Below are 12,702 nucleotides of genomic sequence, written 5' to 3'. Positions count from 1 at the left end.
CGGCCTACTCACTCTCGCGGTCGTCTTCGCGGTCACCCTGGTGGTCACCTTCGCGCCTGTCCAGCTCGGCCAGCAGCTCGGGGCCGAGCGAGGTCACATCGCCCGCGCCCATCGTCAGCACCAGGTCGCCCTCGCGCACCAGGTCGGCCACCTCGGTGACCACCCGGTCGAACGCGGGCTCGTAGCGCACCCGGCCCGCGGGCAGCGGCACCGCGTCGGCGACCAGCGCGCCGGACACCCCGGGCACCGGCTCCTCCCGCGCGCCGAACACGTCCAGCACCACCACCTCGTCGGCCAGGCCCAAGGCGCGGCCGAACTCGGCGGCGAACGCCTCGGTCCGGGAGTACATGTGCGGCTGGAACACCACCACGACCCGGCCCTCCCCCGCCGCGGGGCGCACCGCCCGCAACTGGGCGTCGACCTCGGTGGGGTGGTGGGCGTAGTCGTCGTAGACGCGCACGCCCGCGGCGCGGCCCTTGAACTCGAAGCGCCTGCGCACGCCGCCGAAGGACGCGATGCCCTCCAGCAGGCCCGAGCGGGGCGCGCCCAGCTCCTCCCCCGCCAGCAGCGCGGCCAGGGCGTTGGCGGCCATGTGCTCGCCGGGCACGGCCACATCGAGGTCGAACTCGTCGGTCCCGATCCGCACCCGGGCGACCCCGCCCGCGTCGACGGCCCGGTAGTCCAGCAGCACGGCGTCGTCGTCGCCGAAGGCCCGGCGGCCGTAGCGGCGCACCCGCAGCCCGCGCGCGGCGGCCCGCTCGGCCAGCGCGGCCGAGCCCGGGTCGTCGGCGCAGGCGATGAGCACCCCGCCCGGCTCGACGCGGCCGATGAACTCGTCGAAGACCGCGACGTACGCCTCGACCGTGCCGTGGTGGTCGAGGTGGTCGGCCTCCACATTGGTCACCACGGCCACCGCGGGCGAGTAGACCAGGAACGAGCCGTCGGACTCGTCGGCCTCGGCGACGAAGATGCCCCCGGTGCCGTGGTGGGCGTTGGCCCCCGACTCGTTGAGGTCGCCGCCGATGGCGAAGGACGGGTCCAGCCTGCAGTGCTGCAAGGCCACCGTCAGCATCGAGGTGGTCGAGGTCTTGCCGTGGGTGCCCGCGATGCACGCCGCCCGCTGGCCCGCCATCAGCTCGGCCAGCGCCTCGGCGCGGTGCAGCACCGGCAGCCCGCGCCTGCGCGCCTCGACCAGCTCCGGGTTGGTCTCCTTGATCGCGGTGGACACCACCACGGCCGTCGGGCCGCCCGGCAGCAGGTCCAGGTTCTCCGCGGCCTGCCCGACGGCGATCCGCGCGCCCTGCGCCCGCAGCGACAGGAACGCGCGGGCCTCCTTGGCGTCCGACCCCGACACCGCCGCACCCCGCGCCAGCAGGATGCGGGCGATCCCGCTCATGCCCGCGCCGCCGATGCCCACCAGGTGGGCGCGCTCCAGGCTCACCTGCGGTCCTTGAGGGTGTCGAGCACCATCCTGGCCAGCACGTCGGCGGCCTCGCGGTGACCGGCGCCCTGCGCGGCGGCCGACATCGACCGCAGCCGGGTCGGGTCGGTCATCATCGGCACCACCAGGGAGGCGACCTTCTCCGGGGTCAGGTCGGCGTCCTCGACCAGCAGGGCGGCGCCCGACTGCACCGAGGGGCCCGCGTTGAGCGCCTGCTCGCCGTTGCCGTGGGGCAGCGGGACGTACACCGCGGGCAGGCCGACCGCCGAGACCTCGGCGACCGTCATCGCCCCGCAGCGGCACAGCACCGCGTCCGCCGCCGCGTAGGCCAGGTCCATGCGCTCCAGGTACGGCACCGACGCATACCGGGGCGCGCCCGGGACCTCCTGCACCACCAGGGTGTTCTTGGGGCCGTGGGCGTGCAGCACGCCGATCCCGGCGTCGGCGAACGCCTTGGCCGCGCCGGAGACGGCGTTGTTGATCGACCGCGCGCCCTGCGAGCCGCCGAAGACCAGCAGCGTCGGCGCGGTCGGGTGCAGGCCGAAGAACTGCCGGGCCTGGGCCCGCAGCGCCCGCCGGTCGAGGTTGACGATCGACTCGCGCAGCGGGATGCCCACCACCTCGGCGCCCGCCAGGCCGGTGCCCGGCATGGCCACCGCCACCCGGTCGGCGAACTTCGCGCCGACCTTGTTGGCCAGGCCGATGCGGGCGTTGGTGTCGTGGACGACGATCGGCATGCGGCCCCGGGCGGCCAGGTAGGCGGGCAGGGCGACGTAGCCGCCGAAGCCGACGAGCACGTCGGCGCCCACCCGCTCCAGCACGTCCCGGGTGGCCTTGACCGCCGCGCGCACGCGCAGCGGCAGCTTGAGCAGGTCGACGTTGGGTTTGCGCGGCATGGGGACCGGCGGGATCATCTCCAGCGGGTACCCGCGCGCGGGCACGATCGTCTTCTCCAGGCCCCGCTCGGTGCCCAGCGCGACGATCCTGGCGTCCGGCCGCAGCCTGCGGACCGCGTCGGCCAGCGCCAGCGCGGGCTCGATGTGCCCGGCCGTTCCGCCGCCCGCGACGACAACGCAGGGACCGGTACCTGAACTCAACGACGTCCTCCTTTGCTGGCGCGCGGGGTCGCGCGGCTTGCCTTCTGCCGGGCCTGCGGCACCCGCTTGGCGGTCACCCCGGTCGGCCTGCCCGAACCCGGCGGGCGCGCCGTGGGCCGCACGGGCCTGCGCTTCTTCGGCGGCTGGTACGGCTGCGGCGCGGGCAGGCGCATGATGCGGCCGAAGCGGCCCGGCCCCTGTGAGCGTAGCGCCGAGACCGCCTCGGGCTCATTGCGCGCGCAGTTGGCCAGGATGCCGAACACCAGCATGGTCACCGCCACCGAGGTGCCGCCGGAGGAGATCATCGGCAGGGTGATGCCGGTGACCGGCAGCAGGCCCACGACGTAGCCGATGTTGATGGCCGCCTGCGCGACCAGCCACACCGTCAGCGTCCCGGAGACCATCCTGATCCACGGGTCGATGTTGCGGGTGGCGATGCGCAGGCCCACCACGGCCAGCATGGCGAACAGGCCCAGCACCAGCGTGCAGCCCAGCAGGCCCAGCTCGTCGCCGATCAGGGCGAAGATGAAGTCGTTGTGCACGTTGGGCAGGAAGCTCCACTTGGAGGAGCCCTGCCCCAGGCCGCTGCCGAACAACCCGCCGTCGGCCAGCGCCAGCTTGGCCTGCACGGCCTGGTAGTTCAGCCCGTCGGCCTCGTCGCCGGAGTTGAGGAAGCCCACGACCCGGTCCAGCCGGTACTTGGTGCCCACGGCCAGCAGCGCCACGCCCGCGATGCCGCCCACGGCCAGCGCGCCGAACAGGCGCAGCGGGGCGCCCGCGAACCACAGCAGCGACACCAGCACCACGCCGAGGGTGATCGTGCCGCCGAGGTCGGGCTGGAGCATGATCAGCGCGCACATCAGCAGCGCGACCGGCAGCACCGGGACCAGCAGGTGGCGGTAGCGGTGCAGCACCGCCTTCTTCACCACCAGCACGTGCGCGCCCCACAGGGCGAGTGCCACCTTGCCCAGCTCGACCGGCTGGAACGAGATCGGGCCGACCTTGAACCAACTGCTGGTGCCGTTGATGGTCGCGCCCAGCGGGGTGATCACCAGGACCAGCAGCAGGATACTGCCCGCCATCGCGGGCGCGCTCCACGCCCGGATGCGCTCCAGCGGCAGCCGCACGCCCAGCCAGAACAGCCCCGAGCCGACGATGACGAAGATGAGCTGCTTGAGGAAGACGGTGTAGAGGCCGTCGCCGTCGTCGTAGGAGACCACCGACGACGCCGAGAGCACCATGACCAGGCCCAGCACGGTCAGCAGGCCGAACACGGCCAGGACCAGGTGGAAGGAGGCCAGCGGCCTGCCCAGCCACGCGGTCAGGGCGGTGCTCGCCGCCCCCAGCTTCCCGCCCACGCGCACCCCGCGCCGCTTCGCGCGCGGGGGCGCGGCGGCCTCGACGGCCATCACCGGGCCCCGGTGCCGCCGTCGTCCTCCCCGGTGAGCCGCCGGACGGCTTCGACGAACGCCTCGCCGCGGTGGGCGTAGTCGCGGAACATGTCGAGGGAGGCCGCGGCGGGGGCGAGCAGGACGACATCCCCCGGCCGGGCCAGGGCGCGCGCCGCGCGGACCGCTGCGATCATGGGCTCATCGTCTCCCGGCGGCACCCGCTCGACGGGGACATCCGGCGCGTGTCGCGCCACCGAACCCGCGATGACCTCGCCATCCGTCCCCATCACGACCACGCCCCGCAACCGGCCGGACACCTCCCGCGCAAGATCGTCCACGGAGGCGCCCTTGAGCAGCCCGCCCGCGATCCACACCACCGAGCCGAAGGCGCGCAGCGAGCCGCCCGCGGCGTGCGGGTTGGTGGCCTTGGAGTCGTTGACGTAGGTCAGCCCGCCCGCCTCGGCGACGACCTCGGCGCGGTGCCTGCCGGGGGTGAACGCGACCAGGCCCGCGCGGACGTCCTCCGGGGCGACGCCGTAGGAGCGGGCCAAGGCGGCGGCGGCCAGGGCGTTGGCGACGTTGTGCGGTCCGGCCGGGCGGACCTCGGCGAGGGTGGCCAGCTCGGCGGCCTCGTTGAGCGGGTCGTCGGTGAAGGCGCGGTCGACCAGCAGGTCCTCCACGACACCGACCTCGCCCGGGCGCGGGGTGGCGAGGGTCTGGCCGACGCGGTGGGTCTCCACCTCGTTCGCCAGCTCGGTGACCAGGGGGTCGGCGGCGTTGTAGACCGCGTGCCGGACGCCGGTGTAGATGCGGGCCTTGGCGCGGGCGTAGGCGTCCAGGGAGCCGTGCCAGTCGAGGTGGTCCTCGGCGAGGTTGAGGATGGCGGCGGCGTGGGCGCGCATCGAGGACTGCCAATGCAGCTGGAAGCTCGACAGCTCCACGGCCAGCACCCGGTGCCCGGCCAGCACGGCGTCGACCACGGGCAGGCCGACGTTGCCGCAGGCCACGGCGTCGTGGCCGGCGGCGCGCAGGATCGACTCCAGCATGCCGACGGTGGTCGTCTTGCCGTTGGTGCCGGTGATCGCCAGCCAGGCCGGGGGCTCGTCGAGGGTCTGGGCGATGCGCCAGGCCAGCTCGACATCGCCGATGACCTCGACCGGGGAGTTCGCCAGCAGCGGGCTGTCCGGACGCCAGCCGGGGCTGGTGACGACCAGCTCGGTGCCCGCGGGCGGGGTCGTGATGGCGTGCGCGGTGCGGACGTCGATGTCCAGGGCGGCCAGGCGCTCGGCGTTGCCGTCGGCGACGGTGACCTCCGCGCCCAGCGACACCAGCGCGCGGGCCACGCCCTGGCCCGCGACGCCCGCGCCCGCGACCAGGACCTTGACGCCTGCGTACAGGGTCATCTACCGCCGCCCAGGGCCAGCCAGTCGGCGTAGAACAGGCCGAGGCCGAACATCGCGCAGACCCCGGCCAGCAGCCAGAATCTGATGATCACCGTGGTTTCCGCCCACCCGGCCAGCTCGAAGTGGTGGTGGAAGGGCGCCATGCGGAACAGGCGTCGGCGGGTCGTGCGGAAGACGGCGATCTGCAGGACCACCGACATCATCTCCACCACGAACAGACCACCGATGACGATCATCAGCAGCTCGGTGCGGGTGGCGATCGACAGGCCCGCGACCAGGCCGCCGAGGGCCAGCGAGCCGGTGTCGCCCATGAAGATCTTGGCGGGGGCGGCGTTCCACCACAGGAAGCCGATGCACGCGCCCATGCCCGCCGCGGCGACCACGGCCAGGTCCAGCGGGTCGCGGGTGTCGAAGCAGGCCGCCTCCTGCACCCGGGCGCAGTCGTGGCTGAACTGCCAGAACGCGATGACCACGTAGGTGCCCAGCACCATCGCCGACGAGCCGCCCGCCAGGCCGTCGAGGCCGTCGGTGAAGTTCACCGCGTTCGACCAGGCCGAGACCGCCAGGTAGCAGAAGACGATGAAGCCGATCGTGCCGAAGGAGACGATGGCGATGTCGCGGACGAACGACAGGTGGTCCGAGGCCGGGGTCAGGCCGTTCTCGTCCGGGAAGCGCAGCGCCAGGATGGCGAAGATGATCGCCACGGCGAGCTGGCCGACCAGCTTGGCGGTCTTGTTCAGGCCCAGGTTGCGCTGCTTGCGGATCTTGATGAAGTCGTCGAGGAAGCCGACCATGCCCAGGCCGGTGGTCAGGAACAGCACCAGCAGGCCGGAGGCGGTCGGGCGGTCGCGGCTGTCGCTGAAGACGTTGAAGCCGTGCGCGACGCCGTAGCCGACCCACATCGCCACGATGATGGCGACGCCGCCCATCGTCGGGGTGCCGCGCTTGGACTTGTGCCCCTGCGGCCCCTCCTCGCGGATCTCCTGGCCGAAGCCCTGCCGGGAGAAGACCCGGATCAGGTAGGGCGTGAGCAGGATCGACGCGACGAGCGCGAGCGCCGCCGCGATCAGGATCGACTTCACCGCTGCTCCTCCAGGAGCGCGTCCGCGACCCGCCACAGGGCGGCCGACTTGGAGGCTTTCACCAGCACGACGTCACCGGGGGCCAGCTCGGCGCGCAGCAGCGCGACGGCGGCGTCGACATCCGGCACCAGCACCGACTCCTCTCCCCACGAGCCCTCCAGGCTCGCCCCCCGGTGCATGGGCGCGGCCTGCTCGCCGACCACCACCAGGCGGTTGATGTCCAATCTGACGGCCAGCCTGCCGATCTCGTCGTGGGCGGCGACCGACTCGTCGCCCAGCTCGGCCATCACTCCCAGGACGGCCCAGGACCGGCGGCGGTTGCCCGTGCGCGCCATCGCGGCCAACGTCTTCAGCGCCGCCCGCACGGACTCGGGGTTGGCGTTGTAGGAGTCGTTGACGACCGTGACCCCGTCGGGCCTGGTGATGACCTCCATGCGGCGGGCGGAGACGCGGCGGGCGGCCGAGAGCGCCGCGGCGGCCTGCTCGGGGGTCGCGCCCGCCTCGATGGCGACCGCGGCGGCCGACAGGGCGTTGCCCACGTGGTGGGCGCCGTGCAGGGCCAGGGCGACATCGGCCGAGCCGTTGGGGGTGACCAGGGTGAAGCTGGCCCGCGCCTGCTCGTCGAGGCGGATGTCCACGGCGCGGATGTGGGCGCTGAGGGCCTCGCCGACGAAGACGACCCGGGCGCTTGTCCGCTCGGCCATCGCGGCGACCAGCGGGTCGTCGGCGTTGAGGATGGCCACGCCGTCAGCGGGCAGCTTCTCCACCAGCTCGCCCTTGGTCTGGGCGATGCCCTCGCGGGAGCCGAACTCGCCGACGTGCGCGCTGCCGACGTTGAGGACGACGCCGATGCGCGGCGGGGCCACCTCGCACAGCGCGGCGATGTGGCCGGGGCCGCGGGCGGACAGCTCCAGCACCAGGAACCGGGTGTCGGCGTCGGCGCGCAGCGCGGTCCAGGGGTGGCCCAGCTCGTTGTTGAAGGAGCCGGGCGGGGCGACCGTCGGGCCCAGGGGGGTCAGGACCTGGGCGATGAGGTCCTTGGTGGAGGTCTTGCCGGAGGAACCGGTGATCCCCACGACGGTGAGCTGGTCGAGGCGGTCCACGACGTGGCGGGCCAGCTTGGCGAGGGCGGCCAGGACCGCCGCGCCGGAGCCGTCGCGGTCGCCGGTGAGGGCCACCGAGCGGCGGTGGGCGTCGGTGACCGGGGGGACGATGACGGCCGGGGCGTCGACCTCCCGGGCCGCCAGCACGCCCACCGCGCCCTGCCGGATGGCGGCGGCGGCGAAGTCGTGGCCGTCCACCTGCTCCCCGGGCACGGCGACGAACAGGCCACCCGCGGTGACCTCGCGCGAGTCGAACTCGACGCTGCCGGTGACGACCTCGCCGCCCTCGGCGTTGTGCAACCGGCCCCCGGTCGCCGCGGCGACCTCGGCCAGGGTCAACGGGATCATGCGCGCTCTCCCAGTCGGACGCGGATCGCCGCCTCCAGCTCGTCGCGGTCGGAGAAGGGGTGGACCACGCCCGCGACCTCCTGGCCGGTCTCGTGGCCCTTGCCCGCCACCACGACCACATCGCCGGGGCGGGCGGCGGCGACCGCGGTGCGGATGGCCTCGCGGCGGTCGCCCACCTCGACCACCTCGCCGCGGTCGGGGGTCTGCTCCGCGCCCGCGCGCATCGCGGCGCGGATGGCGGCCGGGTCCTCGCCGCGCGGGTTGTCGTCGGTGATGACCAGCAGGTCGGCGCGGCGGGCCGCGGCCTGGCCCATCAGCGGGCGCTTGGCGGTGTCGCGGTCGCCGCCGCAGCCCAGCACGACGATGACGCGGCCGTCGGTGCGGGCGCGCACGGCGTCGAGGGCCAGGGCGACGGCCTCGGGCTTGTGCGAGTAGTCCACCACCGCGGTGAACTCCTGGCCGATGGCCACCCGCTCCATCCGGCCGGGCACCTGCACCCGGGACAGGCCCGCGGCGATGTGCTCGGGGGCCACCCCCGCCAGGTCCAGGCAGGCGGCGGCGACCAGGGCGTTGGCGACGTTGAACAGGCCCGGCATGGGCAGCACCACGTCGATGAGCCGCTGGTCGGGGCCGTGGATCCGGAACGACTGCTCACCCGACCGGGAGGTGGCGATCTCGCCCGCGGTCCAGTCGGCCGGGCCGGTCATGGCCACGGTCACCGCATCGGGGGTCACCAGCCTGCGGCCCCACTCGCCGTCCACGCAGATCACCGACCGGGCGGAGCGGCCGTCGAACAGCCGCGCCTTGGCCCGGAAGTAGTCCTCCATGTCGGCGTGGAAGTCCAGGTGGTCCTGGGAGAGGTTGGTGAACGCGCCCACGGCGAACGCCGTGCCGCCGACCCGCTCCAGCTCCAGCGCGTGGCTGGAGACCTCCATCGGCACGTGCGTCACCCCGCGCTCGCGCATGACGGCCAGCAGGGCTTGCAGGTCGGGGGCCTCCGGGGTGGTGAACGCGCTGGCCAGCCGCTGGCCCGCGATGCGGGTCTCCACCGTGCCGATCAGGCCGGTGGTGTGCCCGGCTGCGGCCAAGCCCGCGTCGACCATGTACGTCGTGGTCGTCTTGCCCGAGGTGCCGGTGACGCCGATGACCTGGAGGTCCAGCGACGGCTCGCCGTAGATCCAGGCCGCCATCGGGCCGAGCGCGGCCCGCGGGTCCTCGGCCACGATGACCGGCACCCCCGCGGCGCGCACCGCGGGCCGGGCGGCCCCGGCGGCGTCGGTGAGCACGGCGACAGCGCCCGCGCGCACCGCGTCCGCGGCGAAGTCGGCGCCGTGCACGCGCGCGCCGGGCAGCGCGGCGAACACGTCGCCGGGGCGCACGTGCTGGGCGCGCAGCGTGGCGCCGGTGACGGCCACATCGGACACCCCCGGCAAATCGGGGTCCGCGGTGGCGTGGGCGCGGGCGGCGAGATCGGCCAGCGCGACGGGCGGGATGCGAGTGGGGCGAGGCGGCGCTGTGACAGCCTTGCCGACGAGCTTGGCGGGCACGTCGGGGAGGCTACCCGCGCACGGAGGGCGACCATGCCACCCCTGGCTCCGCGCGCCGATCACCGGATGAGGTACAACTCCGGCCGGTTCACGGCACCACCAGCGGCACGACCGGGCTCTCCTCGGGCGACAGCGGGATGTTGTAGCGCTGGGCGAGGAACACCGCCACGTCGTGGAAGAACAGCGCGGCCGAGTGTCCCTCCGGAGTGGAGTACACCGGCTCGTCGTAGACCATGCCGACGACGAAGCGCGGGTCGTCGGCGGGCAGGATGCCCGCGAACGTGATCCAGTGCTTGGTGTCGCTGTAGCGGCCGAGCGCGGGGTCGAACTGCTGGGCGGTGCCGGTCTTGCCGGAGATCTGGTAGCCGGTGACCGCCGCCCGCGGGGCCGTGCCGTCGTCGTACCCGGTGCCGTCCTGGGCGACCGCGCGGAACATGTCGACCGTGGTGCGGGCCGTCTCCGGGGAGACCACGCGCACCCCCTGCGGCCGGGGCTCCTCGACCCGGGTGCCGTCGGGGCGGATGACCGCCTTGACGATGCGCGGCGGCACCCGCACCCCGCCGTTGGCGATGGTCTGGTACAGCCCGGCCATCTGCACCACGGTCATCGACAGGCCCTGGCCGATGGGCAGGTTGCCGAACGTGCTGCCCGACCACTGGCTCTGCGGCAGCAGCGAGCCCGGGCTCTCCCCCGGCAGGCCGATCCCGGTGCGCTGGCCGACGCCGAGCTTGACGAGCATGTCGGCGAAGCGGTCCGGGCCCACCTTCTCGGCGAGGATCAGCGTGCCCACATTGGACGACTTGCCGAAGATGCCGGTGGTGGTCATGTTGATGCGCCCGTGCTTCCAGGCGTCGCGGACCGTCCGGTCGGCCACCCGCCACTGGCTGGGCACCGAGTGCACGTCGGTGGGGGTGGTGACGCCGTACTCGATGGCGGCCATCGCGGTGACCACCTTGTTCACCGAGCCGGGCTCGTAGGGGGTGGTGACCGCGTAGTTGGTCATCAGCTCCGGGTCCCAGCTGGATTGGCTGGCGTCGAAGGTCTTGTCGTTGGCCAGGCCGTACACCTCGCCGGTCTTGGCGTCGAGCACCACCACGCTGGCCGACTTCGCCCCGCTGCGCTTGGCGAACTCGGCGGCCTTCTGCTGGAGGAAGAACTGGAGGTCGGCGTCGATGGTCAGCTCGATGTCGGAGCCGTCGACCGCGGGCTGCCGGTTGCGCTCGCTGCCCGGGATGACGACCGTGCCGCCCTCCTTGGTCTCCACGGTGACCGAACCGGGCGTGCCGGAGAGGTCGTTGTCGCGCAGCAGCTCCAGGCCCGCGAGGCCGTGCAGGTTGTGGTTGGCCTGCACGGGGTCCTCCCGCCGCCAGTTCGCCACCCCGACGACGTTGGAGGCCAGCGTGCCGCCCGGGTACTCGCGCACGGCCCGGTACTCCTCGTTGACCTGCGGGAACCGGTCGGTGATCTGGCGGGCCTTGCCGGGCTCGACGTTCTCGGCGATGTACACGTAGGACTTGTCCGAGCGCAGCTTGGCCAGCAGATCGGCCTCGTCGACCCGGCTGCCCAGCACCTCGACGACGAGCTTGGCCAGCTCGGCGGTCTGCTGGTTGTAGTCCAGCTTCTTCTGCACGTCGGGCTTCTGGTTGTGCTTCTCGACGGCCGCCCGCTGCGCCCGCGGCCGCCACGCCAGCGCCCGCGCCTCCATGCTGAACGCCAGCTCGACGCCGTTGCGGTCGAGGATCGACCCGCGCGCGGCCGGGATCGGGATGGTCTCCATCCGCTGCCGCTCGGCCTGGGCGGCGAGCACCTCGGCCTCGAAGATCTGCACCTGGATCAGCTTGAGCCCCGCGGCGACCAGCGCGGCGATCAGCAGCACGCGGGTGACGACGACCCGGGCGCGGTGATCGGTCCCCTGCTTGGTTCGCACCCGCTTGCGTGGGGCGCTCTTGGGGCCGTGGGAGGTGTAGCGGGGCCGCCCCGCCTGCCGGTACCCGTGCTTGCCCACCGGCTCACGCCTGTCCCTGCTCACAACCCGCTCCTACCGCTGTTCCATCACGGCGCCACCCCGCTGGTCGGCGGCGGCGCGGTCACCGGCGTCGGCTCCCCCACGACGGTCACCTTGCCGTCGGGCGAGACCACCAGCCAGGCGGCATCGCCTGCGGGAACCATGCCCAGTTCACGGGCGCGCCGGGCGAGCTCGGGGGCGGACTCCATGCGCGCCACCTCCCGCTGGAGAACGGCAACCTGCTCGGCGAGGTGATCAGCCTCGGTCTTGGCACGTTCGAGCCGGTAGGAATCCGCGATCGCCTGCGTGGACAACCACAGCGTCGCGGCGACGCCGACGACGAGCAGGGCGATGATGGCGACTACGAAGGAGGCCCGACCTGCGCCTACGTCGTCGGGGTCGGGCTGGGCGCGGCGGGCTTGGACCCGCTGGGCGGCGAAGGCGCGGGCCCGGCCGAGCCTGCCTGGGCGACCGCCGCGCTCGGCGGGGCGGCCGCCGCGCTCGGTGGGGGCGTCGGTGGAGGGGCGGCGCTTGGCTCCGCGGGCCCGGGTGCGGCGGGGGCGGGTGGAGGGCTCGGTGTCATCGGCGCGACGGGCGCGACGGGTGTCGGCGTCGTCGGTGCGACGGGCGCGGCGGGTCTCGGTGTCGTCGGTGGTCCTGCGCCGGGTGGAGGGCTCGTCTCCGGTGGTGAGCCGGGTGGAGGGCTCGTCTCTGGTGCTGCGGCGGGGGCGGCCGGTCGACGGGTGGCGGGTCGAACCCTCGCCGCGGGTGCGGCGGGTGCGGGGCAACGGCCCGTCGGCGGGTGGGCGCTCGGCGCCGGACTCGTCGGCGGTCCGCTGGGAACGGCGGACCGGGACGGCGAGGTCGGGGGCCTCGGCCGAGAGCGCGTCGCGGCGGCGCTGGGAGCGGCCGGCCGAGGGCGCGTCGGGGTGGCGCCGGGAGCGGGCCGGGTCGGTGGCCTCGGCGGTGGGGTCGGTCGCCTCGGGGGGTGGGGTGGGCTCCTCGCGGGGGCGGCGGCGGGAGCGGGTGGCGGCGCGTTCCTCCGGGGTGCGCCTGCCGCGGCGGGCGCGGGCTCCGTCGGGGTCGCGCGGGCGGCGGGCGGGGGCGCTCATCGGTTCTCCCGGGGACATTCCGCGACGCGGCGGCGCTGCGGGCGGGCCGAGGCGGATGGGTCGGCGGAGGGGGCGGCGGGGCGGTGCTGGGTGCGGCGGGGCCGGGAGGCGATCTCGACGGCACCGAGCGAGAAGGCGGCGCGGCGGCGCAGGCAGCGGCGGGGCCGGGAGGC

Annotated in this window: 9 protein-coding genes; all 9 read right to left on the bottom strand. The window is 74.3% G+C overall.

Annotated features, from left to right (window positions below; all coding sequences use genetic code 11):
• Window positions 1-4: 4 nt before the first annotated feature.
• Window positions 5-1,441 (bottom strand): UDP-N-acetylmuramate--L-alanine ligase, encoded by a 1,437-nt coding sequence (gene murC / locus ACWEPX_RS03015; protein WP_451895396.1) that lies wholly within the window; start codon window positions 1,439-1,441, stop codon window positions 5-7.
• Complete coding sequence (murG, locus tag ACWEPX_RS03010) at window positions 1,438-2,538, bottom strand: undecaprenyldiphospho-muramoylpentapeptide beta-N-acetylglucosaminyltransferase (protein ID WP_451895395.1); 1,101 nt, start codon at window positions 2,536-2,538, stop codon at window positions 1,438-1,440. Before murG ends, murC begins: the two co-directional genes overlap by 4 nt.
• Window positions 2,535-3,947 carry a putative lipid II flippase FtsW gene (gene ftsW / locus ACWEPX_RS03005; protein WP_451895394.1) on the bottom strand — a complete coding sequence of 471 codons (1,413 nt, stop codon included), beginning with the start codon at window positions 3,945-3,947 and terminating at the stop codon, window positions 2,535-2,537. Before ftsW ends, murG begins: the two co-directional genes overlap by 4 nt.
• On the bottom strand, window positions 3,947-5,332 hold the full coding sequence (gene murD, locus ACWEPX_RS03000) for a UDP-N-acetylmuramoyl-L-alanine--D-glutamate ligase (protein ID WP_451895393.1): 1,386 nt from the start codon (window positions 5,330-5,332) through the stop codon (window positions 3,947-3,949). The genes ftsW and murD overlap by 1 nt, the downstream gene beginning before the upstream one ends.
• Entirely contained in the window at window positions 5,329-6,414 is a 1,086-nt protein-coding gene (gene mraY / locus ACWEPX_RS02995; protein ID WP_451895392.1) for a phospho-N-acetylmuramoyl-pentapeptide-transferase, read from the bottom strand. The genes murD and mraY overlap by 4 nt, the downstream gene beginning before the upstream one ends.
• On the bottom strand, window positions 6,411-7,865 hold the full coding sequence (locus ACWEPX_RS02990) for a UDP-N-acetylmuramoyl-tripeptide--D-alanyl-D-alanine ligase (protein WP_451895391.1): 1,455 nt from the start codon (window positions 7,863-7,865) through the stop codon (window positions 6,411-6,413). The genes mraY and ACWEPX_RS02990 overlap by 4 nt, the downstream gene beginning before the upstream one ends.
• A complete protein-coding gene (locus tag ACWEPX_RS02985; protein WP_451895390.1) occupies window positions 7,862-9,412 on the bottom strand; it encodes a UDP-N-acetylmuramoyl-L-alanyl-D-glutamate--2,6-diaminopimelate ligase in 1,551 nt (516 codons plus the stop codon). Before ACWEPX_RS02985 ends, ACWEPX_RS02990 begins: the two co-directional genes overlap by 4 nt.
• An 88-nt stretch (window positions 9,413-9,500) precedes the next feature.
• Window positions 9,501-11,441 (bottom strand): peptidoglycan D,D-transpeptidase FtsI family protein, encoded by a 1,941-nt coding sequence (locus tag ACWEPX_RS02980; RefSeq protein ID WP_451895389.1) that lies wholly within the window; start codon window positions 11,439-11,441, stop codon window positions 9,501-9,503.
• A 23-nt stretch (window positions 11,442-11,464) separates the two neighbouring features.
• Window positions 11,465-12,529, bottom strand: coding sequence for a hypothetical protein (locus ACWEPX_RS02975; protein ID WP_451895388.1), 1,065 nt, complete (start codon window positions 12,527-12,529; stop codon window positions 11,465-11,467).
• Between the last annotated feature and the right edge of the window lie 173 nt (window positions 12,530-12,702).

This window comes from Actinokineospora sp. NPDC004072, assembly GCF_053604195.1.
This window is presented reverse-complemented; position numbering and strand designations above follow the sequence as displayed.

Bases quoted from the DNA above. Each gene is read 5' to 3' on its own strand.
- ftsW (WP_451895394.1), bottom strand. From the start codon at position 3,947: ATGGCCGTCGAGGCCGCCGCGCCCCCGCGCGCGAAGCGGCGCGGGGTG.
- murD (WP_451895393.1), bottom strand. From the start codon at position 5,332: ATGACCCTGTACGCAGGCGTCAAGGTCCTGGTCGCGGGCGCGGGCGTC.
- ACWEPX_RS02990 (WP_451895391.1), bottom strand. From the start codon at position 7,865: ATGATCCCGTTGACCCTGGCCGAGGTCGCCGCGGCGACCGGGGGCCGG.
- ACWEPX_RS02975 (WP_451895388.1), bottom strand. From the start codon at position 12,529: ATGAGCGCCCCCGCCCGCCGCCCGCGCGACCCCGACGGAGCCCGCGCC.